Here is a 23831-nt window from a genome sequence, read left to right on the forward strand (position 1 = left end):
AGATTTTATAGTTTTATAATATGATGTTTTCCGTCCCAAGAGTAGGATTGCTTCATCACTCGTTCAATAAAGTCTAATCCAAACTGATTTAAATAATAACATATATTCCATACCCGTTCTTGCGGCGCACCTAACGGGCGAAGCGCATATTGCAAACGACGGAATTTATTTAACTCTACTTCATGTTTTTTCTCAACATTCCGCTTTAACGTTCTTTCTAGCAACTCAATTTGCTCTTTAATTTTCCGTTCATTCTTCTCTGCAAATGATTGTAGTCCTGGGTCTACTTTTTTTACAAACTCTTGTAAAGAAGTATGAATATCCATCATTCTCTCCGTCGCTTCTATAAACTGATTATCAATTGGTTCTTCTATTTGGTTAGAAAGCCACTCTTCACGTAACATATTTATGTCGTTTAAAAACGGATCACTCTCTTGTAATCGCAAATCGTGTAAATCTGTTAAAATATCGCGTTCCATATAACTCATTGTGAGTCTTGGTACAACAGGAGGCACGCGAAAACCAAACACATGAAATACTTGCTGTAATTCACTCCAGTAAGCAATTTCACCAGGTCCTCCAATAAACGCTAATGTCGGAAATATATATTCTTGCATAAGTGGTCTTGTTACAACATTATTGCTAAATCGTTCCGGATTTTTTTCCATTTCCGCTATCAATTCTTCATACGAAAATGAATAAGCACCATCTTTCCCAACAAATGTTCCATTCTCTTCTTCTAACAACACACGTTCTTCATCAATTTGTATGAATATGTGTACTGCATTTGCTTTTGTTTCAATAATTGGCTTATAGCCTTGTTCCCTTACTAATTGCTGTTGTTTTTGAAGACTCGTCTGCACTTCTTTATATCGACTTAGTATTTGTTTGAAAAAGGAGACTTCCAATTTCCTTAACCCTGGATGATGCGAATCAACGAGAATCAAACCTGAATCTACAAATAATTTCATAATAAGATGCGCAAAGAAATCTACATATGTACGTGAATTCTGCAAAGCATCTTCAACAAACTGTAATACATCTTTTGTAAAATTCGTTTCTGGATATGTTTTAAAAATTTCTTCAATCCACTTTCTACAGTCTTCTATTGAAAGGTCAGATTCAGACGCACTCGCCTTTTTCGGATGACGATCATGAAAAATCGTCTTTTTTATTTTTTTATTTTTCATTACAAATAAATGATTAATTTCATCAATATCGTGGTCTTCACCAGCAATCCAAAAAACAGGGACAACGCGGACTCCTAAACTGGCTTCTTTTTCTTTTGCAAGCTGTAAAATCGAGATGATTTTATGCACCGTATAAAGAGGTCCTGTTAATAGTCCTGCTTGTTGTCCTCCAACAACAACATATGTATTTTCATTCGCTAGCGCCTCTATATTCCGAAGAGTATGCTCTCCAGCATGTAAATTCGTATTATATTCTAATAAATGTGCCACTAAGTCATGACGAAAAAACTTCTTATCACGCAAATCATGCAGACGTTGTCCGAATCCATCTTCTGTCAACGGATAATCAAAGTATGCCTGCACTTCTTTTTTATCCTTCATATAGTCCGCCACAACACCTTGTAGTGGAACAGAGATTTCTTTTATCTCCATATAATTCTTCCTTTCCTATCCTGTTCTCTCACCAATCCAAATTGTAGTCAATGTTTGATGTAAAAGCAAAGAATATCTCTTATACTTCTAATCCCTTTATTGAATTGTATAAAAATTGTAGTGTGGGAACTTGTTTTTGCTGTTTTCTCGCTTCTTCTATCGCATAACCAATGATAGCATCAATTTCCGTTTCTCGACTCTCTCTTACATCAGCTAACATAGAAGATGTATTACTAGCTGTGGTTTCACATACACGACAAACCAATTTCCACAGCTCTTCTTGTTCGCCCTCCCCTATGAGAAACATAACCTCTTGAAATATTTGCTCCATGACTTTATAAAAATAAGGATTCGACAACAACGCTCCGTTTTGTATACCAAATAAAGCTGTTAGCGGATTAATGCAGGCATTTATTACAAGTTTATAATACATAGTCCGCTTCCAATCTTCTTCTACTTGCACTCGAAAATATTTTGAAGAAAAACAATCTAATAGTGGCTCAAATTGAGACGAATCACCATGTACCACTCCAAATTTTGTAATCCCTACTCCTGTATGCTTCACTGTATATTCATTTTCTTTTTTTGCCCCGTGCTCTACAATCCCCACCGCTACATTGTCACACCTTATTTTTTGTAAGACATGCAGATGAGACATCCCATTTTGTAAAAAGATAACCCGTCTTTGTTCTTTTATGAAAGGAAGTATATTCACTAAATGATATTGTTTGACAGCAATGAACAGATAATCCATTTGTTCTTCTACAATATCCTCTAATGGCATAACATTTATAAATACCGTTTCCATTTCTTCCTTACGAATACACCTTATCCCCTCCTGCATTAACTTTTCAGCTTGTTCTACCGTTCTTGTAAATAATGTAACATCCTGTTTGTTCTTTTTTAAATAAAATGCAAAAAGCAGACCAATCGCTCCTGGACCAACAATCCCAATTTTCATCTTTATCCTTCAGAAGCTCCTAACGAGTGCCAACAATAAATATATTCTGTCATCAATTAGAAGCCTTCTGAGTCCCTCCTCTCTATACTTGTCCTAACATTAATTATATCTTATTCATATTTCAACAATCGAAAGTACATTTCATAAATATGTATAAATCCTCTTCCTATGACTAGTGTAGCAAACACTTCAAAAAAATACTGAAAGAAATATTCTATTTTCTTCATAAAAATGAAAAAATGAGTTATAATATTATTGAAAATATTTATACTTTTCTTTATTTTACAAAACGAGAAAAGGACGTGATGTAATGACACTCCCAAAAGTTGAGCGCTTGCTCATCAATTATAAAACATTAGACGAATTTAAAAAATTTAAGGGCTGTGGTGCTCAAGAACTCTCCATGTTTGAAGAATTACAAGCAAATATTATTGAAAACGGTAGCGAGTCTCCTTTTTATGGAATTTATTACGGTGGATCCCTTATCGCACGTATGAGTTTATACATGAGAAAACATGGTGAATCAAACCTTGAGATTACTGGATCTTACGTAGAACTTTCAAAACTTGAAGTGTTACCAAAATTTCAAAAACAAGGTTTTGGTCAAATGCTTGTTAACTACGCAAAACAACTACAATTTCCAATCAAAACAACAGCCCGCATTCAATCTGCTGCGTTTTGGGATAAACAAAATTTCAAGCAAGTATCAACGGCTGATGGCGAATTTTATATTTGGCACCCAGAAACTAATTTGAATGCGGTTACAAACGAAGAATCCGCATAAAATAAAAACAGCTGTTATTCAGCTGTTTTTATTTTTTCAACTTTTCTAATGTTTCATGCTCATGAATTGCATCTCTTCCTTTTGTTTCTAACACCATCACACTTCTTTTTCGATCAATATAATCAAGCAAAGTACGATACTCTTCTTCATATATAGCTAAACGCTGAAGAAGCTGTTCTTTTTCCTTTTGCAATAATTCAATTTTTTGGTGTAATTCTTTTATTTCTTTTTCATCTTTATATTTTTGTAAAAAGGTAATGACATCATCTAATGTAATCGATACAGAAGAAAACTCCACCACTTTTGGTTGCCTTACTTCATAATTTTCTACCTTACGCATTTGTTTCGCCTCTTCAATACGTTCCTTATATTGCTTTCTAACGTAAGAATTCCATCTAAACCCGCATGCTGCAGGTGTACGAGATAAATGTCTACCTACCTCCTTAAATGCGGAAAGTTGCGTTCCGCCTTCACGAATATGCCGGAGTACCACTTCTGCCAGAAGTAAATCTTCATCATCAGTCCATGCATCTTGTCTTGTTGTCGCCATCCCTCTAGTCCTCCTTATGCATTTTTTATTAAACATATGCAGTTACTAGAAAAGATAGAATGCGAACATGTAAAGAATATATTTTTCTATTTCCTTAAAAATGCTGCAATAGCCTGACTATGCTCTTCAGATTCCCATAACCGTGCACATTCTGTTATTTCTTCTTTCATCCGCTCTCGTAAATTACTTTTTTCCCACTTTCGAATTGCAACAGCTTTATATGCTTTTTGAACTTCTATGTTTGGAACAATCATATTATCTAGCCATTTATAACACGACTTTATGAGATCGTCGGAAAATACCTCATTTACAAATCCATATTCACTTGCTTTCTCGGCAGAAAAACGATGCGCCGAACAAAGCATTGTCATCGCTTGATAATAGCAAACCTTTTCATGCAACATCGCAGCCCCTCCCCACCCAGTTATAATTCCTAAATCTCCTTGATTGAAGCCAATAACTGCATCTTTAGAGGCAAAACGATAATCACACGCGGTAGCAAGTTCACATCCACCTCCAATAGCCGCACCATTTATAAGCGCTACTGTAGGTACAGGAAGCATCATAATATCATACAAAACTCTTCCCATTCGTTCAAGCATCTCATAAGCAGCTTTTTCCGTTTTCAATCCATGAAACTCCTCTAAGTCTCCCCCTGCGCAAAACGACTTTCCATTCCCTGCAATCACTACACATTTAATCCAATCTTCTCCCCTAATTTTTTTTATCAACTTTTCTAATGCATTCACCATTTCATTATCAATTGCATTGTGATTCTTTGGGCGATTTAGTGTAATCCACATTACATTTTCTTTCCGCTCTACTAAAAGTTTCATTATTTTTCGCTCCTTTCACTTCACAATTATTGTTCGAGGAGCATAATAAAAAACCTCTTCTTCCTTCTAATAGAAAAACGACAAAAAAAAATAAACGCAGAAGAATATCTTCTGCGTTTATTTCTGCAATTACTTGCTGATTACTTCTTTACCTTTGTAAGTACCGCATGCTTTACATACACGGTGAGCTAATTTCGCTTCACCACAGCTTGGGCACTCTACCATACCAGGTACTGATAATTTGAAATGCGTACGACGCTTTCTTTTTACTGTTTTAGAAGTTCTTCTAAAAGGTACAGCCATTCTTCCCACCTCCTTAAAAGAAATAGTTATTTTCATATGAAGGCCTGAACCAGTCTTCCGATTATTTGTCAAAAAACTTTGCAAGTCCTGCTAATCTTGGATCAACAGGCTTTTCTTTGCTTTCTTCCGAAATCACTTGCCAGTCTTGACCTTGCGTCGGTGCTCCACCGGAAACATCATCACTGAAAATTTGCATTGGAATCTCCAAAAGTATATTTTCCTTGATTATAGGGAGTAAGTCAAGTACTTCTCCTTCTAAGTAATGGATTTCCGCTTCCGTTTCGTACTCTTCTGCTGAAGTTTGGAACACCTCAGTTGTTTTAATGTCAAATGGTAATGTTACATCTACTAAAGAGCGAGAACATGGTAAAACCATGTTTCCAGTTATATGTAGATGAAACGTAAACTTACTGGAGCCAAAATCAACTCTACCTGTTACATGAACAGGATTAATTTCGCGAATTTCTTTCTCGACTTCTTTTAGCTCATTTACATCTACCATCTCATCCAATGTCAATCCTTTATGTCTCAATTTGTTTAATTGATGGATGGACCATTTCATATCATATCACCTCAAGGCAACAAACAAAATTATAGCTAGCCATTTTATATTTGTCAATGTTTTTTCTTTACACTATAATGAAGTCATTATAGGAAATAATATATAGATTATCATGTTTTTAGAAAAGATGCTACATCGAAAGGAGAGATTATCATAAAAGCAAGCGGTATTATCGTTGAATATAACCCCTTTCATAACGGTCATACTTATCATGTGCAACAAACAAAAAAGTTAACACAGTCTGACGTTACAATCGCTGTTATGAGCGGACCATTTTTACAACGCGGCGAACCAGCTCTCGTATCAAAGTGGTATCGAACCAAGATGGCCCTCGCTGGTGGTATAGACCTTGTTGTTGAACTCCCTTATGCATTCGCAACACAAAAAGCCGAAACATTTGCTAGCGGAGCCATCTCTATTTTAGATGCCCTTGGCGTTTCAGAAATTTGTTTTGGCAGTGAGGATGGAGAAGTTCAAAATTTCTATAACACCATTTCTTTACGCCAAAAAGAAACAGATACTTTCAATCAACTTGTGCAGCAATTTATGGATGCTGGAAACAGCTATGCAAAAGCTACTTCTCAAGCCTTTTCACATATTTTATCGGATGTCAATACTGTTGATATGTCCCAGCCAAATAATATATTAGGCTTACATTACATCGACGCAATTCTTTCGCAAAAGAGTTCAATTCATGCACATACCATCGAAAGGTTCGCCTCCCATTACCATGACGAAACCTTTCAAGATAATCATATCGCAAGTGCAACTAGTATTCGCAAACAGTTATTTAGTAACAATGATTCATTCAAAACCATTTATCCCTTTGTACCAAATGATACTGCATCTCTTTTAGAATGCTATAAGCAAACATATCATACGCTACATTGTTGGGAGAATTATTTCCCATTTTTCAAATACAAACTCCTTACGATGTCTTCTCAGAAATTACAACATATATATGAAATAGAGGAAGGATTGGAGCATCGTATTTTATCAAAAATACATAATGCCTCCTCATTTCTTACTTTCATGGAAGCGTTAAAAACAAAACGTTACACATGGACTAGATTACAAAGAGCATGTACACATATTTTAACGAATACAACAAAAGAGGAAATGGAAGCGGCACATATAGAACAACATTCACCATATATCCGTTTACTTGGTATGTCACAAAAAGGACAAACTTACCTTTCGAAACATAAAAAAAATCTGGGACTCCCGCTTCTTACTCATGCGAAGACATTCAGGCATCCAGCTCTAGATATAGATCGAAAGGCAAATGCTGTTTATTTTTCAGTGCTACAAGAACCTTTACGCACAAAATGTATACAAAAGGATATAACGCAACATCCTATTCGGTACGATGAAACGACGAACAACTTTTTATAAAGTGAAACTTTAATCAACCCTCACCTAACTTCTTTGACGGAATTTTGAGGTAGGAGGCTTACTTCCCGCGAATAGCGTAAAAAAACCTCTCTGTAGCGAGAGGTTTACTTTTTTTCTGACATTTTTTCTAAATATGTTAACGCATCATCTAATGTATCTACTGGTACAACTTTCATCTTCGTCTTGATATCTTTCGCTGCTGCAAGCGCTTCTTTATAATTCGATTTCTTTGCCCCTTTTTCATTTGGGGCAAAGAATATTTCTGCCCCCGCATCACTAGCTGCTACAACCTTTTGTTGAATACCACCAATTGGACCAATTTCCCCCTCTTCATTAATGGTTCCTGTCCCGGCAATTTCATGCCCTTTTGTCATATCTTTTTCAATTAATTGATTATAAATTTCTAATGTAAACATTAATCCCGCCGAGGGGCCACCAATTTCATGTGAGTCGATTTTCACTTTTGGATCCACTACTAATTCCTTATAAGGAGCAATCGAAACTCCAATTCCCACACGGCCCTTTCCATCAGGGATTTGTTTTAGTGTTAACTTTTCCGACGAACGCTTTCCTCCCCGAATATATTCAATATTTACTACTTCACCTTCTTTTTTTGCTGCCATGTACGCAATAAATTGATCTATCGCTTCAAAAGGCTGACTATCAACAGCGACAATTACATCCCCAAGTTTTAATTTTCCTTCAGCGGACATATTTTTCGCAATCCCAGCAACTAATACCCCTTTCTCTTGAAAGGAAACTGAACGATTTGCACGTTTATATGCATTATAAATTGCTGCATTTTGAGAATCTTTCATTGCATATGCTTGACGGAATTGATATTCCTCATCGCTCTCTCCTTTTTGTAAAACTTCCTCAGCTTTGGAAATGTGATTATATTTATTAAATTGGGCAGCTATTAAATTTACAACATTCGCAGGCCCCATTGAAACTGTCACAAGCATAAAATCACCTGATTCTTTTTTTCCACCATCAACTTGTACATATGGTTCCAATTTTGCCGCCATGCCTGGTTTTGTTACATAATACGGAAGGCGTACATAGACAAGTAACATTGCCAATATAACGCCAATTAAAATTGCATATATAAACCGAAAACGCTTAAACATTATTTTTCTCCTTCCACTGCTCAATTAATAAATAAATTTTCTGAATATGTTTTTCAGCTTCTTCTTCTCCAACTCGAATAATGTCTTCAATATTGGTAAAAGCACGAGAACTAAACTGTTCTACTGCTGGACGCATCATTAAATCTGAGGCAATTTGCCGATTAACAACAAGTTCGTGCTGCATAATTTCAATACTCTGCATAATAACATCATAAATGGATGTGACTTCTCCGTTCACCTTAATCGGAGATACATCTACAGCAATTACAATATCAGCGCCTAAGTCCTTGACAACGGATACAGGGATGCGATCAATCACCCCGCCATCTACTAATAAACGACCATCTATTTTCTCAGGTACAAACACTCCTGGCACCGAAATACTCGCCCTCACCGCATCAGCAATAGAACCGCTTGTAAATACAACTTTTTCCCCCTTTAAAATGTCAGTGGCCACAACTGCAGTTGGGATATCTAACTCTTCTATTTTTTTATTATATGTAAACATTTTAATCATATCTTTCACACGTTTTCCAGAAATAAATCCCATTTTCGGTACAGTAAAATCCAAATAATACTTTCTTTTAAATACTGTCGCCATTCGGTAGAGCCTCTCAACGTTACAACCTGCCGCATAAAACGTCCCAATTAATGCTCCCATGCTACTTCCTGCAATCATATCAATAGGAATATTCGCTTCACGTAACACTTTAATAATTCCTACATGTGCAAAACCTTTTGCACCTCCAGATCCAAGAGCCAAGCCTATTTTCGGTTCATTCATTTCTCTCACCCTTAAATTTTTTTCATTTTCTTTTTCATACTTATGGTCTAAACTCACCATGTATCCACGTATACTGAAATGAACGTTTTTGGGACAAAGGGGGGCTACGTTAAAATGTATGAAAAATGGAAAACAGCTTTTCTCACCATAACGATGCTATTTCTAACATTTTCTCTCGTACTTCACCCCCAAGCCGCTTTGCAATCTTCTATTCGCGGATTAAATATATGGTGGGAAGTTGTTTTTCCTTCGCTACTACCTTTTTTTATCGTTGCGGAGCTTTTAATTAGTATAGGTGTTGTAAAGTTTATCGGTATCATATTAGAGCCGCTTATGCGTCCGCTCTTTCGTGTGCCTGGTATTGGCGGCTTTGTTTGGGCAATGGGAATGGCTTCTGGGTTTCCCGCAGGCGCCAAATTAAGTGCGAGACTCCGGCAAAGTAATCAGTTAACACGAATCGAAGCAGAACGCCTCGTATCATTTACAAACTCTTCTAATCCATTATTTATTTTTGGAGCTATTTCTATTGGCTTTTTTAACAATCCAAAATTAGGTTTCATACTAGCTGCTGCACATTATGTTAGCAACTTTACTGTCGGGTTACTTATGCGTTTTTATGGTAATGAAAATACTTACATAAAAGAAAAACACTCCACTCAAAAACGTCCCTTACAACACGCTTTTTCAATTCTTCACGAGACACGTTTACAAGAGAACAGACCGATTGGAAAACTACTTGGTGATGCGATTATCTCCTCTATTCAAACTTTACTCATGATTGGTGGATTTATTATTTTATTCTCCGTTTTAAATAAAATGATCACTGTCTTCCAACTCACAGCAGCACTAGCTTTTATTATGCAACATATTTTAACTTTCTTCCAACTATCGCCACAGTTTAGCATTCCCATCTTATCAGGTTTTTTTGAAATGACACTAGGTAGCCAAATGATTAGCCAAACCAATCAGACTACAATTCTCGAACAAGCAATGGTAACGAGCTTTATTCTGGCATTTAGCGGCCTTTCTATCCAAGCTCAGGTAGCAAGTATTTTAGCCGAAACTGATATTCGTTTTAAACCGTATTTCTTTGCAAGAATTATCCAAAGTATTCTCGCTCCAATTTACACTTTTATATTTTGGGTGCCACTTTATGAAAAATTGCATTCTTTTTCACCAAATCAGCAAGATATACCTGTTTTTTTCTCAAACCATTCTTCGATCCTTGCAAATGCTTGGGAAATATTACTTCAATACGGTCCTACCTTTACACTACTTTGTTTATATCTATATGTTATTTTATTATTCTTACGCATAGTAAACAAAGAAAAACCCCGTTCATCTTAACGGGGTTTGAAACTTTTCTTTTAAAGCGCGCTCTACAACAGGAGGAACAAGACCAACTACGTTTCCACCATAACGAGCCACTTCCTTCACGATGCTCGAACTTAAAAATGAATACTGATTATTTGTCATAATAAAAAAGGTTTCAATATTTTCATCTAATTTACGATTCATCGATGTAATTTGCATCTCATATTCAAAATCAGAAACTGCACGTAAACCACGCAAAATTGCGTTTGCATTACGCATTTTTGCATATTCAACTAACAGTCCGCTGTGCGAATCAACTTTTACGTTTGGAATATCTTTTGTCGCTTCTCGAATTAGCTCTAGGCGCTCTTCTACTGAAAAGAACGGTTTCTTAGACGAATTATTTAAAACGACAACATAGACTTCGTCAAATACCTTTGCGCCCCTTTTAATAATATCCAAATGTCCAAGAGTTATTGGATCAAAACTCCCTGAAGAAATTGCTATGCTTGTCATTCGGTCCCCTCACCTTCATACTTATAAATCGAAATCGCCGTAATTCCATAATTTTCTGCTCTTACCTTTACAAGTTCCCCTATTGTCTCAGGTAAGACTACATCATCCCCATGTTCTGCCATGATCAATCCATCTTTATTCAATAATCCATGTTGGTCCATCACACTAATTAATGAAATAATTTTTTGATCTTTGTATGGTGGATCTAGCAGTATAAGGTCAAATGATAATTCACGTTTAATCAACGCCTTTACAGCACGCTCTGCATCATTTCTGTACACTTCAGCTTGCTCATGTACTCTGCAGCTTTCTAAATTTTGATGAATAACCTTCACCGCTTTATTATCTCGATCAACAAAAATTACTTTATCAATCCCTCTGCTAAGTGCTTCAATCCCAAGTCCTCCGCTACCTCCAAACAAATCGAGGGCAACCCCTCCTTCGAAATAAGGACCAATCATATTAAAAATGGCTTCTTTTACTTTATCCGTTGTCGGTCGCGTTGTATTACCTGGCACAGCCTTAAGCGGATGCCCTTTACATTTTCCAGAAACTACTCTCATTCGCTGTCACTACCTTTATTTCAATCTATCGAGCGATTATTACAAGCGTATATCCGCCCCCGTAATCGCTATCAAATCTCGCTGTTTTCTGAATATTTCCCTATTAAAGGATAACCGAATCCATTACCTATTAAAAGAAAAAAACAATTTATTTCTTTAAAAAGCCACCATTCCCTGATGACGTTTCAGTGTTCCATATGTATACTCATCTCGCTATTTGCAAGTAAGCTCCCCTCCATTAATACAAGGTTCACTTTATCTTTTTTATCCTATCATAAAATAAAAAAAAGAAAAATAAAAAGCCTACGATAAATTTTAAATTCATTATGTATATCTTCATTTAGATTGGACATAAATAAATATAACAACATCACCTTCGATGTTGTTGCCAACCGCGGAGAAGACTTACGTTTCCCCATAAGTTCTTCCTCCGGTTTCTCCTCTCCCTTTGCCTTCTTACTAGTACATACTAGTATAAGAAGGGCCCTGCTTTGCAGGGTTTTTTTCTTTGTCTGCTTTTCATTTTAAAAATGAAATGATACAGTAAAAGAAAGAGGAGGAAATAATATGATTCAACGTTTTATTGAACTAGGAGAAGGCTACTCCGATTTATATGAATTAATTGAGATTGCAAAAACAAATAAAGATCGTGTATCACATATGTTACAATTCGAAACCTTAAAAAACGATAAAAAAGTATGCTCACTTGTTGTTGTTCTTAAACCAACAACGGTTGGTGACTTCCAACCGCTATACATATGCCGCGAAGGGATTCCTATACTTGAAGATACAAAAAGTAAACGAATCATTTTATTCGAAGAAACGGCTGAACAAATCGGGAAAAACGTTACTTCTTTTACAGTAAAACCTTCTACAATTTTCCCAGAAAAAGAATTATATTTTAATCACCTTATCGGCATTTTACGAATGAATCATTTCATTCCTCCAATGCAGTAGCAATTTTTATACTCATTGTATTTTTATTAATACATAAAGAAACCCCCACCAAAATTAGTGGGGGTCTTCCTTTTTAACTATAGTCGTATTCTTTCGCGCGATCCGGACGTGAATTTTCAAATTCCGTTTTAAGAAACGGGCGATATGATTGCTCAATTTTTTTCACAAAAGGAAGTTTATTTAGTTTTTGCATCATATACTCTATTTGTTCCATATCACAATATACGACTGCATATTTCAAACGCTTTGATATGTAATGTATGTTACCATATTTCCTTAAAATCTTGGCATGTTTCAATGAATGTAAATAAACAACCATACTTTGTCGTTGCCCGAACATAATCTTCTCCATCTTCTCCTTTTATATACTCATATTCTTGTATCCTATAAACAATAATCAGAAATTTGTGAAATTACAGCGCATTGTAGAACGAGTTCTGTATACGGTTTCTTTCATATTCTAAAAAACGGGGCATATCACCCCGTTTTTTTACAACCACAACTTCCACCAGAGCCACAACCGCCTCCGCATCCACCTGCATCAAAAAACGGATTTCCAGTAGGAACTTTAATAGCAGATGATACTTCAGAACCAATTGCCACACTAACTTCATCTAATAGTTTTTGCAAAGCGTTTTCTGCTTTTTTAAAAGCAGATACCTTTTCATGCAAATCTACAGAACGTTTTAATTCTCGCATATTTTTCGAAACGAAAGTATAATCAGGATGGTATTTTCCAAAGCGTTGCACTTCTTCATATCGCTCTTTCATTACTGTAAATTGATCAATTAATGTTTGAGCCTCTAAATCTTCCTGTAACGCCTTATAACATTCACGATAACTCTCTGCTATATCTGAACAGACAATCGCTTTTGCAAGCTGTTCTGCCTCGTCTAATATCATTACGCTTTCAAGCGTCGCTACAATCATGAGAGACACCTCCGAGTATCCATCATAACATATTTAAAGCAGAACTACTAATTTGATTATCACATCTGTATCTAAAGTAAAAAGTTCTATTACTGAAAACACTCATCCATCATAATTCCTTATACACAAATATGCTCCGCGATATTATATCTCAGCACATCCCAACTTCCATTCTCCTCTTTTACGTAACTAATACAAGCATTTTTCAATGGAGTTTTAAATGTAATTTCATCAGGTAAGATTGCGTGTAAAATTGCTTTTATCGCATGTGAATGTGCAACAATAATAATACGCTTACCTTCATGTACTTGTGCAACATCTTGCAATGCAGCGAAACAGCGATTTATAATCTCTTCATCTGTCTCCATACCTTCTACAGTTCCCTCTGCAATCAATTCTCTAACTGTAGGAACTGGTTTTCCTGAAGCCTCTCCAAAATTCCGTTCAACAAATCGCTCATCAAGAAGAATAGACTGTATTCCAATAGCCCTGCTAATAGCCTGCGCTGTTTCCTTCGCTCTAATTAAGGGACTGCTAATAATCACATCCCACGTTTCCAACTTTAGTGCTGCTGCACTTTGGCTTGCTTGCTTTTTCCCAACTTCATTAAGCGGAATGTCTTCACGCCCTTGAATAATCTCTTGAAAATTCCAATCAGTTTGTCCATGTCGTACTAAACAAATTTCCGTCATGTTATAACTCCTTTTTCCAATAATCCGTTTCTATTGTAACAAAAGTTTCGCATGACGGACATAGTTTTTCCTACCAATTATGTTGCATTTTGCTGCTTCATATATTGAAACATGTCAATCATAATAGAAGCAACTGCCAATTGATTTTGAAATTTTGCAACTTTATCTGGAATTGTCTTTTTATAATACTCTAAAGCAGCTAATTCAAATGCCTCCTTTTCTTCCGGATTACGGGATAATTTTCGATACCAATGGGGTTGTTCACGAATGTAACGCTCTAAATCTTTATCAGCTTTTATAAATTCCATAAGCTCTGCCCTCATCCTCTTTTCCTCCTAATCTTTTCGAAAGAAAAATGGATTATTTTCAGAAGTTCTTTGCTCAGGTCGTGTACGATTCCCTTGAAATTGCTGAATAACCTGCTGCACACTCCCAATCGCGCTCGTTACATTAGCTAGATGTTGTTGCATTTGCTCTGCATCTAATTTTTTAAAAAAAGAAAGCATTTGCCCCATCAAATCGGCAGCTTTTTCATCAATATTTTCTTGTGCTGGAGAAGAAATTGCTTCTCCATCTGCTTTATAGACCTTCCACATTTCATCTTGCTCTCCAAGTAAATACCATTCCTCATAAAATTGTTGCCATGTTTTTTGACCATTTCGAACTTCGCGAACCATTTTAGGGTGATGGTTTACAAACTCTTTAAATTGTTGAACAGAAGGATGTAATGGTCCTTTTGTTTTTATCATAATCCTCACCTCTTCAGATATATCTACTATATTGTAAGAAAAAAAAGGCGCATGGTTCGCCTATTTTTAAACGATTCATGCACCTTCTCTTATTTTCTAATGAAATTTTGTGTATAAAATTTATCAAAGACTCCAACACCTAGTCCAGTAAATTGTTCATTTAACAAGTTTTTCCGATGTCCTTCACTATTCAGCCAACCTTGCACTGCAGCGATGCCATCAGTATGCTGCGCTGCTATATTTTCACCTGCAAGTTGAAATGCAACTTGACCACGTTGTAATCGATCTCCTAAAGCTCCAAATTTTGGTGAATCATGTGAAAAATAATTATTCTCTTTCATATCCTTACTATGTCCAATAGCCACTTCAGCTGTTTGTTGATCCCATGTTAATAGCGGCAATTGATGACGACTACGAATAATATTCGTTAAATCTAGAATTTGTCGCATATTCCCATGTTCTATTTGTGTCATTTTTTCTGGAGCGATTGGCTGATCCGTTCCTAATTCTCCTGAATAAACAAGTTGATACGGTCTTTGTCGAAGCAATATCTCATCATCCATATACCGAATTCCGACAAGCTTATGTGTGAATCTGTCAAAATATAACTGCGCCCAACCATTTTCTTCTATCGAAACCAGTGGTTGTTCCGCAATTTCAGCATCAGATAATTCAAATTGATAGCTGTTCCTTCCTTCTTTTAAAGAAATTTCATGTGAGAATGGATTTTTTTTATAGACCTCTTCATATTTTTCATTCATACGGAATGGGGCTACATCCAGTTGATCACCGGCAGCATAAGCTGTTACAATTTTATGTTCTGCAACACCAAACTGTACATATTTTGACAAATCTTGATTATAAATCCACCATTCATAACCGTACGCAGAAGGTTCAATTCGAGCTGGTTCACCCCATTTTGCTAATAAGCTTTCGGAATCTCCCCCTATTAATTGGGAAATTGTCTCTGGAAATCCTTCATTTATCTGTTTCTTTTTCTTAACAATCTTATGCTCCTGCTTAGATTGAGATGGTGGTAATATATATTGCGAAACGAGTAATTTCCCGTATAAATCAATTGCTAAAATAAAAATCGTAATCATTACGATACGTAATAATTTCTTCAAACAATATACCTCCTGGTCAAACATGAAATTGAGATATACACAAATACTTTTTTCACTTTTGTGTGTACCATACTATTTTCACTATATCATATTTTTATGAAAAAAGTCGTGATTCTCCCTTTTCTCTCAATATGAATTGCGATTTCTCATTATTCATACTATTATAAAATTAAAGGTTTCAAATAAAAATAAGGAGGGATCCTATGCAGTTTACAAATTCAAAACTTATAGATGCAACTATTGATTTTATGCTTCTCACAGAAGTCATGCAAAATCATCATTTCGTACTTGCTGGACAGTGGGATTATGAACGAGTTACATATGACTATAAATTTGAGATATTAAAGGATGTATATTATTTACGCGTACAAGGTGTTGCAGTAGAAGGAGAAATTGGAGGACGACACGCACAAGTTAAATTACTTCCCCCATTGTTAGGAAAACATTATTATCCCCATGGTGTTGAATATGGAGAGAATGAAATTTTCCCTACAAACGTACTTCAAAAAAGCGAACAACTTCTGCAAAATATTGAAAAAGAGCTGAAGGAATTTCAAGTTATAGAGTAAAAAAGAAGGTGTATCCATGTGATACACCTTCTTTATTTCGTTTGCAAATACGGAGGCACTGCTTGTAGTTGCTCCTCATCTTTTTTACGTTCTTTACGTGCCCATTTAAAAAATACATAACCGATAATTGTACCATACACTATTTCCTGGACAATTTTCATAATGATACCACCTGTTTGTTGATCCTCTACTACTGGCATCCAATGTAAAAATTCTGGTCCAGTTATGTTTAAATCATTCAATGTTCCCGCAGGTACACAAAGTTCCATCGCTTTCATCCATAAACTTGGATCTGTATATGTAGCAAACAAGGATTCACTTGCAAAGATGATTAATGCACAAGCTGGTGTTAATAATACACCATTTGCAAACATATATCCTATTTTCTTTATTTCACTTAGTGTTTGATACTTTGGTAATGGATTTAGCATTGGCCACCACATCATCATCGCTGTAAAAAATAGAATAGCAAGAAAGAGAGTGTGTGCAATTTGACTTTGTTTTACAGCATCAAAGACTGCTGGTAAATGATAAAAAGAAAATAAACCATTGAATACAAACAGCGCAATAAGCGGTTTTGTAAACAACATTAAAATAATTTGGACAGCCTTAAAGGATGTGATATATTGATACAGCCAAATCGGTATTCCTAATAGTAATAGCGGAGGTACTGCGATATACATCACCGCCATTTCAAACATATGTGCACTGAATATAATATGTCCAAGTAAATCAACGGGTCCGCCCTTTACAATATATAGAAGGACAATCCCTGTCGTAAAATAAAATATTTGTTTTTTGTTTACCTTTTCTGCATTTTCAAACCGATTTCTATATGGTCCAATAATAAGAAAGTAACAGATAAGGATAGACGCCATAAAAAATAAAAAAAACGGGCTCCATAACGCTTGAAAACCAAATATCCATAAATTGCTCATTTTCACACCCACCCTTTCGATATGAACTTCTTATCTTCATAGGAAAAAGGGCGCTAAGATAAATCTAAGCCCCCTATCCTTTACGGTTTAAACCCACACAATTGTCATAAAAGCCAAAATGGTTAGCAAACCTACTAACAATCCTGAATATAAGAAAAAGGCTGCTGCTTCATGTCCTTTATGGCTCATATGCATGAAATAATATAATTGAAATATAACTTGAACGACAGCTAGCAATAAAATAAATGGTACAGAGAAAAGAGGACTAAATGTTTTCGGATAAGCGACTGCTACAAAAGCTACAATCGTTAAGAAAATCATTAAACCAAATGTAATCACTTGATGTTTCATTTCCTCCGTATTTTTTCTTCTACGATAAACGAGATCTACCTTTGAGTTACTTGTATTCGTTTGCTTTGTCGCCATTGTTTATCCCACCATTCCCATCAAGTATACTACAGTGAAAATAAACACCCAAACTACATCAATAAAGTGCCAATAAATAGATGCGACGTAAAACTTTGGAGCGTTATATAAATTCAAACCACGTTTTGCATTACGAAAAATCAATGTTAAGATCCACAGTAATCCAAATAGTACGTGTAATCCATGTGTCCCAACAAGTGCATAAAACGCTGAACCAAATGCACTACTTCTCATCGTATGTTTAAACTCGTGTGTATAATGATAAAATTCATAAATTTCAAACCCTAAAAACCCCAATCCTAATAGTACCGTAACAATTAACCAAAGCTGCATTTGCTTAAAATTAAAGTTTTTCATATGATACATCGCATATACACTCGTTAAACTACTTGTTAGTAGAAGCATTGTCATAATAAACACAAGTGGCATTTGAAACATTTCTTGCGAAGAGGGACCGCCGTTCGTAGAATTTTTTAATGCTAAATATGTGCCGAACAAGGAAGCGAACAATACCGTTTCGCCTCCAAGAAACAACCAAAATCCTACAAACTTATTTTTCCCCTCAAGGGTTGCTTTTTCAGGCTCTGCTGGAAATGTTTCATTCGTTAATTTTTCCTCTACATGCATTACGCCTTGCCCCCCTTATCATCTAAATCTTCTTTATGAATATGATACCCATGATCATCAATTATCGATCTCAAGAACATTGCACCGAACGTAATGATAAGTCCAATAATTGCGACTAATAACCAAAATTTATCTTTTCCACCTTGCATATACATTGCACCAAATGCTGCTATAAACAAACCAAGTGATATAACAAATGGTGAAAATGAAGGATTCGGCATATGAATGTCACTCACAGGCTCCGCTGGTGTCATTTCTTTATTCCCTTCACGTTTCTCAATCCAGAACGGATCTAATCCTCGAACGAATGGTAATTGCTTAAAGTTATATTCTGGTGTCGGAGCTGGCATTGTCCATTCTAACGTACGAGCATCCCATGGATCACGTCCTGCTTTTTCTTTAGACAACGATGTTTTCACAACATTGAATAAAAGAACAATCGTTCCAAGTCCCATAAATATAGCACCAATCGAACTAATTAAGTTCCCCATCTCTAACCCTTGACCTGGTAAATACGTATAGTAACGACGCGGCATACCTATTAAACCAAGGAAATGCTGAATAAAGAATGTTAAATGGAATCCGATGAAGAACAACCAAAATGTAATTTTCCCTAGCGTTTCATTTAATACTCTATTAAACATAAGCGGCCAATAATAATGTGCACCTGCTAATAACCCAAACACAACCCCACCAACGATTACGTAGTGAAAATGTGCCACAACGAAATAGTTATCGTGGAATTGATAGTCAGCCGGAGCCGAGGCAAGCATGACTCCTGTTACACCACCCATTACGAATGATGGAATAAAAGCAACAGCCCACATCATTGGTGTTGTAAACCTGATACTCCCGCCCCACATTGTAAAGAGCCAGTTAAATATTTTAATACCGGTCGGAACTGCAATTGCCATTGTTGCAACTGAAAAAATAGCATTCGCAACAGGACCAAGACCAACTGTGAACATGTGATGCGCCCATACCATAAATCCTAAAAATCCAATTAACACTGTTGCAAATACCATAGATGAGTAACCAAATAATCGTTTTTTAGAGAATGTAGCGAAGATTTCTGAGAATATTCCGAAAGCTGGGAGTATAAGAATATACACTTCTGGGTGACCAAAGATCCAGAATAAATGCTCCCATATAATCGTATTCCCTCCTAAAGCTGGATTAAAGAAACTTGTACCAAATAAGCGGTCTAACATAAGTAGTGCCAATCCCACTGTTAATGGTGGGAAAGCGAATAAAATAAGTGAAGAAGTTACAAATGTTGTCCATGTAAACATCGGCATACGCATATATGTCATTCCGGGTGCACGCATATTAATAATTGTGACAAGGAAGTTAATACCACCGATTAGTGTGCCGATACCTGATATTTGTAATCCTAATACATAAAAGTCAACACCGTGCCCTTTAGAAGCAAGGGATAACGATGCATAAGATGTCCACCCTGCATCAGGTGCTCCTCCCAAAAACCAACTTAAGTTTAAAAATACTCCACCGAAGAAAAACAACCAAAATCCAAGTGAGTTTAAAAATGGAAACGCCACATCCCGTGCTCCAATTTGAAGTGGTACAGCAGCGTTCATAAATGCAAATACAAGCGGCATAGCTGCGAGGAAAATCATTGTTGTGCCGTGCATCGTTAATACTTGGTTATACGCATCCCCAACAAGAAAAGCATTATTTGGAATTGCTAATTGAAGACGGATAAATAGCGCTTCTATACCGCCAATGATAAAAAATAACCCACCTGCAATTAAATAGAGAATGGCAATTTTTTTATGGTCTACTGTCGTTAAATAATCCCATATAACAGCACCCATCCCCTGTTTTTTTGCTACAGAACTCACGTTTTCAACCTCCCCTTCGCAAATAATCCCTCTTTACTTCTCAACTTTTAACGTTTGCAAATATGCATTTAATGCATCTACTTGTTCATCCGTTAAGTTGCCATATTTACCAGTCATTTTATTTCCTGGTTTCATATTTTCAGGATCCTTTAGCCATTTTTTTAGGTTTTCTTCATTATTTTCAGCAATGCCGGCAACCATATCGCGATCAGCAAAGTTGGCTAGGTTTGGTGCGATACGTGCAGAAGGTGGTCTACTATCATTTGATTCCACTGCATGACAACCAATACAGCTTTTGTTGAATATTTCCTTACCTTCTTGTTCTTTTGTAGAAGCTACTTCCTTCTTACCATCAATCTTCTTCATATCAGCAATCCAAGCTTTGTACTCGCTTTCATCAACAGCTTTCACTTTAAATTGCATTAAAGAATGTGATGGGCCACAAAATTCTGTACAAAAACCATTATAAGTGCCCGTTTTATCTGCTTTTAACCACATTTTGTTGACATTATCTGTATTCGTATCCATTTTTCCCGCTAAAGATGGAACCCAAAATGAATGTTTAATGTCGGCACCTTTCAAATTCAAATATACTTTCTTTCCTGTGGGGATAACTAAATCTTGTGAAGTTACTACCTTTTCTGATTTATAAGAAAATTCCCACCAATAAAGATTCGCTGTTACATCAACAACGATCGTATCTTTATCAATATTCTTTTTCTCCATCGCACTTACATCAGCAAGTTTGAATGTATATGTAACAGTTGGAACAGCCAATATCAGTAAAAGGATAATTGGAATGACTGTCCATATAATCTCTAGCTTGTGATTTCCTTCAACTTGCTTCGGGATATAATCTTCCTGCCCTTTCTTTTGTCGGAAACGCACAATTACATATAAGAAAATAATAGTAACTACAAGTACTACACCTACCATAATTGCACTTGCTAACAAGAGTAAATCATATTGCATTTTTGCTACTTCACCTTGCGGAATTAAAGTAGATTGAAAGGCTTTACCGCATCCCCCTAACAGTAAAGCCAGCAGTGAAACGAATGAAAGCAGTCGCCACTGTTTCTTCATACAAACAACCCCCACTTTCTTTGTGAATTAGATTGTACTTTATCTATAGTAAGTAAAGTAAATCTCAACGTAAAGAAATCCCCTCATGTCGTTGTCTTAGAAGAATGTAACTACAATCATTGACACAAATAAGATTGTCAAGTAATTCAAGGAGTAGACAAACATTTGCACGGACCATTTAATGTCATCCGTCTTACGGAAGCCATAGAATCCTAATACGATCCATCCGATGTTAAGCAGTGTTGCAAGTACCATGAATGTTACTCCGAGTCCACTCATATAAAATGGTAGTGGTAATAAACATACTGTCCAAATCATGATTTGACGTTTTGTAATATCAAATCCATGTACAACAGGAAGCATTGGAATGCCTGCATTTCGGTATTCATCAACACGTTTCATCGCTAACGCGAGGAAATGTGGGATTTGCCAAATAAACATAATTAAAAATAGCATCCAAGCAATTGGATGATTTAAACTAGGATCAACTGCTGCCCAACCAATTAAAGGTGGAACTGCTCCAGATACACTACCTACTACTGTATTTAGTGTATAGGCTCGTTTTGTCCATAATGAATACAAAACAACATATGTGAAAGCACCAATGAAACCAATCAATGCTGCCATTGGTGTTGTGAGTAGTAAGAATACAAATCCAAGAAGCAATAGTGCAATACCTAACGTTAACACAAACCCAGGTTTATATTTTCCAGTTACTGTCGGACGGTTTTTTGTCCGCTCCATTAAATGATCGATATCTCGATCAATATAGTTATTTAAGCTACATGACCCCGCCATAATTAATGCAGAACCGACAATTGTAAAGAACATTTTATCCAAGTGATTCACAGCATTTAATCCATTAAAGTGTAAAGCCAACCAAAACCCTGTAAACACTGTAAGTGTATTTGAGTTTACAATCCCCATCTTAACGAGCGCTAATAAATCTTGTACACGTGTTGTTTCCGGTACATTTGTTACAGCTGACTCATCATGCAGCTCACTTGTTGCATGGTTCATCATTTCAACCCCCTCTTAAAACTTTCATCCTTCTTTCACGTCTTTACTTTACAAAAAGTAATACGCTTCTATATAGCAATATTATTACAGTAGAAATGTTGTTTTCTCACTCTACTACTAATCTACGCCCATACTCGAATATATTAAATCATATTTCCCAAACAATTTGTGAAGAAAACATGAACTTTTTGTGTCGAACAATAAAAAAGTTTATCCTATTACTCCCTATCATAACATGAGATTATCTTCTATAATAAACTATTTTGTCATATTTGACATGCATTCTCCCCATTTCTTTTTATAATAGAAGTATTTTCCCCTAAAATAGGTGTTTTTCATTCCATTTTTTTGTTTTTTGAAAGCACCTTATCAATTCCCCCATTTCTTTGCTATTTTATTATTTTTTATATATCATAGGACTGTAGCGCGTTTTGTTCTATAAAATTGATGGGATGAAAATATTTCGCAATAACTTCATAACAGAAAGATGGTGAAAAGATTGCAACGTTTTATTAAATGGTTAGCAGTCATTACATGTCTCGACCTATTATTTGTTTTATTAGGAGGGGCATTAGTTACAAAAACAGGTTCAGGACAAGGTTGCGGTAAATCATGGCCACTTTGTAATGGTGAATTTGTTCCTTCAAATTTATCAATGGAAACAATTATCGAACTAAGTCACCGTTTAACATCAGGATCTGCAGGGATTCTCGTTACACTTCTTTGTATATTATCCTGGAAATATTATAAACATGTACGTGAAACAAAAACGCTCGCTATTTTATCTTTCGTATTTCTAGTTGCACAAGCATTAATGGGAGCAGCCGCAGTTGTATGGGGACAAGTACCTGCTGTACTCGCTATTCATTTTGGTATTTCCTTAATCTCATTTGCTTCTGTTATTTTACTAACGTGTCTTATTTTTGAGATTGACAAAAAATTCGATGCACGTTCTCTCATTATCGACAAAAAAATGAAATTTCATATTTATGGTGTAACAATTTACAGTTATATCGTCGTCTATACAGGAGCATTGGTACGTCATGAACGTGCAAGTTTAGCATGTCCAGACTTCCCACTTTGTAGTAAAAACAGACCATGGCCTACCCAGTTACACGAATGGGTTCAAATGGGACATCGGGTCGCAGCAATGTTAATATTTGCTTGGATTCTATATGCGATGCTTATTGCTATTCGTCAATATAAACAACAACGAGTTGTTTATTGGGGATGGATTACCTCATTTATTCTCGTTACCCTTCAAGCAGTTGTTGGTGTTTTAGTTGTATATACAGATGCAAGCTTGTCAATGGCACTGTTACACTCACTCTTTATCTCTTGTCTCTTTGCCGTATTATGCTATTTAGTTATGTTAGGTACAAGAAGCAAAGCAAACGCACAAGACACACACAAATCAACTACAGCGCAAAAGAAACAATCATTATAATCACACTTTCACCAGTAGGGGATTTGCCCTCACCAATCAAGCTTTTTGGACCACTAAAAAGAGCTGCTTTTCAGCAGCTCTTTT

Annotated in this window: 28 protein-coding genes; 6 read left to right on the plus strand and 22 right to left on the minus strand. The window is 36.0% G+C overall.

Going from position 1 to position 23831, the window contains the following annotated elements; translation table 11 throughout:
* Window positions 1-5 precede the first annotated feature (5 nt).
* Both bshC and AAIE21_RS02255 read right to left on the minus strand, forming a co-directional pair.
* On the minus strand, window positions 6-1622 hold the full coding sequence (gene bshC / locus AAIE21_RS02250) for a bacillithiol biosynthesis cysteine-adding enzyme BshC (protein ID WP_343265276.1): 1617 nt from the start codon (window positions 1620-1622) through the stop codon (window positions 6-8).
* A gap of 79 nt (window positions 1623-1701) precedes the next feature.
* Entirely contained in the window at window positions 1702-2589 is an 888-nt protein-coding gene (locus tag AAIE21_RS02255) for a 2-dehydropantoate 2-reductase (RefSeq protein ID WP_343265899.1), read from the minus strand.
* 304 nt (window positions 2590-2893) lie between these two features.
* Between AAIE21_RS02255 and AAIE21_RS02260 the strand changes: the two genes are divergently transcribed.
* A complete protein-coding gene (locus tag AAIE21_RS02260) occupies window positions 2894-3367 on the plus strand; it encodes an N-acetyltransferase (RefSeq protein ID WP_343265277.1) in 474 nt (157 codons plus the stop codon).
* Between the two features lie 28 nt (window positions 3368-3395).
* Here the strand turns inward: AAIE21_RS02260 and AAIE21_RS02265 are convergent, their stop codons facing one another.
* The 4 genes from AAIE21_RS02265 to AAIE21_RS02280 all read right to left on the minus strand — a co-directional run bounded on the left by AAIE21_RS02265 (window position 3396) and on the right by AAIE21_RS02280 (window position 5618).
* On the minus strand, window positions 3396-3917 hold the full coding sequence (locus tag AAIE21_RS02265) for an RsfA family transcriptional regulator (protein ID WP_343265278.1): 522 nt from the start codon (window positions 3915-3917) through the stop codon (window positions 3396-3398).
* An 86-nt stretch (window positions 3918-4003) separates the two neighbouring features.
* Complete coding sequence (locus tag AAIE21_RS02270) at window positions 4004-4753, minus strand: enoyl-CoA hydratase/isomerase family protein (RefSeq protein ID WP_343265279.1); 750 nt, start codon at window positions 4751-4753, stop codon at window positions 4004-4006.
* Between the two features lie 129 nt (window positions 4754-4882).
* Window positions 4883-5056 carry a 50S ribosomal protein L32 gene (gene rpmF, locus AAIE21_RS02275; RefSeq protein WP_001984764.1) on the minus strand — a complete coding sequence of 58 codons (174 nt, stop codon included), beginning with the start codon at window positions 5054-5056 and terminating at the stop codon, window positions 4883-4885.
* 61 nt (window positions 5057-5117) lie between these two features.
* Window positions 5118-5618, minus strand: coding sequence for a YceD family protein (locus AAIE21_RS02280; RefSeq protein ID WP_343265280.1), 501 nt, complete (start codon window positions 5616-5618; stop codon window positions 5118-5120).
* A 153-nt stretch (window positions 5619-5771) separates the two neighbouring features.
* On the opposite strand from AAIE21_RS02280, the gene AAIE21_RS02285 reads away from it, so the two are divergent.
* Window positions 5772-7013, plus strand: a complete 1242-nt coding sequence (locus AAIE21_RS02285) for a nucleotidyltransferase (RefSeq protein ID WP_343265900.1) — start codon at window positions 5772-5774, stop codon at window positions 7011-7013.
* A gap of 104 nt (window positions 7014-7117) precedes the next feature.
* On the opposite strand, the gene AAIE21_RS02290 is transcribed toward AAIE21_RS02285, so the two are convergent.
* Together AAIE21_RS02290 and AAIE21_RS02295 are read right to left on the minus strand one after the other, a co-directional pair.
* Entirely contained in the window at window positions 7118-8143 is a 1026-nt protein-coding gene (locus tag AAIE21_RS02290) for a SepM family pheromone-processing serine protease (protein WP_343265281.1), read from the minus strand.
* Window positions 8136-8927, minus strand: a complete 792-nt coding sequence (locus tag AAIE21_RS02295; protein WP_343265282.1) for a patatin-like phospholipase family protein — start codon at window positions 8925-8927, stop codon at window positions 8136-8138. Before AAIE21_RS02295 ends, AAIE21_RS02290 begins: the two co-directional genes overlap by 8 nt.
* Before the next feature lie 114 nt (window positions 8928-9041).
* Between AAIE21_RS02295 and ylbJ the strand changes: the two genes are divergently transcribed.
* Window positions 9042-10274: a sporulation integral membrane protein YlbJ gene (gene ylbJ / locus AAIE21_RS02300; protein ID WP_343265283.1), complete on the plus strand. Its 1233-nt coding sequence runs from the start codon at window positions 9042-9044 to the stop codon at window positions 10272-10274.
* On the opposite strand, the gene coaD is transcribed toward ylbJ, so the two are convergent.
* Window positions 10266-10757: a pantetheine-phosphate adenylyltransferase gene (gene coaD / locus AAIE21_RS02305; RefSeq protein ID WP_343265284.1), complete on the minus strand. Its 492-nt coding sequence runs from the start codon at window positions 10755-10757 to the stop codon at window positions 10266-10268. The two genes, ylbJ and coaD, sit on opposite strands and share 9 nt — an antisense overlap.
* On the minus strand, window positions 10754-11320 hold the full coding sequence (gene rsmD / locus AAIE21_RS02310) for a 16S rRNA (guanine(966)-N(2))-methyltransferase RsmD (protein ID WP_343265285.1): 567 nt from the start codon (window positions 11318-11320) through the stop codon (window positions 10754-10756). Before rsmD ends, coaD begins: the two co-directional genes overlap by 4 nt.
* Before the next feature lie 567 nt (window positions 11321-11887).
* Here rsmD and AAIE21_RS02315 point away from each other — a divergent pair.
* The gene (locus tag AAIE21_RS02315; RefSeq protein ID WP_343265286.1) at window positions 11888-12277 is read left to right on the plus strand and encodes a DUF7147 family protein; all 390 of its coding nucleotides are present in this window, start codon (window positions 11888-11890) and stop codon (window positions 12275-12277) included.
* A gap of 73 nt (window positions 12278-12350) precedes the next feature.
* Here AAIE21_RS02315 and AAIE21_RS02320 read toward each other — a convergent pair whose 3' ends face one another.
* The 6 genes from AAIE21_RS02320 to AAIE21_RS02345 form a co-directional block, all read right to left on the minus strand.
* Window positions 12351-12617, minus strand: a complete 267-nt coding sequence (locus AAIE21_RS02320; protein WP_343265901.1) for a YlbG family protein — start codon at window positions 12615-12617, stop codon at window positions 12351-12353.
* A 137-nt stretch (window positions 12618-12754) separates the two neighbouring features.
* Window positions 12755-13207 carry a YlbF/YmcA family competence regulator gene (locus tag AAIE21_RS02325; RefSeq protein ID WP_343265287.1) on the minus strand — a complete coding sequence of 151 codons (453 nt, stop codon included), beginning with the start codon at window positions 13205-13207 and terminating at the stop codon, window positions 12755-12757.
* Window positions 13208-13326: 119 nt separating this feature from the next.
* A complete protein-coding gene (locus AAIE21_RS02330; protein WP_343265288.1) occupies window positions 13327-13899 on the minus strand; it encodes a histidine phosphatase family protein in 573 nt (190 codons plus the stop codon).
* Window positions 13900-13976: 77 nt separating this feature from the next.
* A complete protein-coding gene (locus AAIE21_RS02335; RefSeq protein WP_343265289.1) occupies window positions 13977-14222 on the minus strand; it encodes a YlbE-like family protein in 246 nt (81 codons plus the stop codon).
* Window positions 14223-14234: 12 nt separating this feature from the next.
* The gene (locus AAIE21_RS02340) at window positions 14235-14648 is read right to left on the minus strand and encodes a YlbD family protein (RefSeq protein ID WP_343265290.1); all 414 of its coding nucleotides are present in this window, start codon (window positions 14646-14648) and stop codon (window positions 14235-14237) included.
* A gap of 89 nt (window positions 14649-14737) precedes the next feature.
* Entirely contained in the window at window positions 14738-15775 is a 1038-nt protein-coding gene (locus tag AAIE21_RS02345; protein WP_343265291.1) for a CAP domain-containing protein, read from the minus strand.
* Window positions 15776-15978: 203 nt separating this feature from the next.
* Here AAIE21_RS02345 and AAIE21_RS02350 point away from each other — a divergent pair, with 203 nt between their 5' ends.
* Window positions 15979-16344, plus strand: a complete 366-nt coding sequence (locus tag AAIE21_RS02350) for a YugN family protein (protein ID WP_343265292.1) — start codon at window positions 15979-15981, stop codon at window positions 16342-16344.
* Between the two features lie 32 nt (window positions 16345-16376).
* Here the strand turns inward: AAIE21_RS02350 and ctaG are convergent, their stop codons facing one another.
* From ctaG to cyoE, 6 genes are all read right to left on the minus strand, one after another.
* Window positions 16377-17282, minus strand: a complete 906-nt coding sequence (gene ctaG / locus AAIE21_RS02355; protein ID WP_343265293.1) for a cytochrome c oxidase assembly factor CtaG — start codon at window positions 17280-17282, stop codon at window positions 16377-16379.
* An 87-nt stretch (window positions 17283-17369) separates the two neighbouring features.
* Window positions 17370-17708: a cytochrome c oxidase subunit IVB gene (gene ctaF / locus AAIE21_RS02360; protein ID WP_343265294.1), complete on the minus strand. Its 339-nt coding sequence runs from the start codon at window positions 17706-17708 to the stop codon at window positions 17370-17372.
* A 3-nt stretch (window positions 17709-17711) separates the two neighbouring features.
* Window positions 17712-18335 (minus strand): cytochrome c oxidase subunit III, encoded by a 624-nt coding sequence (gene ctaE, locus AAIE21_RS02365; protein ID WP_343265295.1) that lies wholly within the window; start codon window positions 18333-18335, stop codon window positions 17712-17714.
* Window positions 18335-20197: a cytochrome c oxidase subunit I gene (ctaD, locus tag AAIE21_RS02370; RefSeq protein ID WP_343265296.1), complete on the minus strand. Its 1863-nt coding sequence runs from the start codon at window positions 20195-20197 to the stop codon at window positions 18335-18337. Before ctaD ends, ctaE begins: the two co-directional genes overlap by 1 nt.
* 33 nt (window positions 20198-20230) lie before the next feature.
* Complete coding sequence (coxB, locus tag AAIE21_RS02375; RefSeq protein ID WP_343265297.1) at window positions 20231-21280, minus strand: cytochrome c oxidase subunit II; 1050 nt, start codon at window positions 21278-21280, stop codon at window positions 20231-20233.
* Window positions 21281-21376: 96 nt separating this feature from the next.
* The gene (cyoE, locus tag AAIE21_RS02380; RefSeq protein ID WP_343265902.1) at window positions 21377-22300 is read right to left on the minus strand and encodes a heme o synthase; all 924 of its coding nucleotides are present in this window, start codon (window positions 22298-22300) and stop codon (window positions 21377-21379) included.
* A 499-nt stretch (window positions 22301-22799) separates the two neighbouring features.
* On the opposite strand from cyoE, the gene AAIE21_RS02385 reads away from it, so the two are divergent.
* Window positions 22800-23747 carry a COX15/CtaA family protein gene (locus tag AAIE21_RS02385; protein ID WP_343265298.1) on the plus strand — a complete coding sequence of 316 codons (948 nt, stop codon included), beginning with the start codon at window positions 22800-22802 and terminating at the stop codon, window positions 23745-23747.
* Window positions 23748-23831: the final 84 nt, after the last annotated feature.

It is taken from the genome of Paenibacillus sp. 102 (assembly GCF_039549175.1).
Taxonomy (GTDB): Bacteria; Bacillota; Bacilli; order Bacillales; family Bacillaceae_G; genus Bacillus_A.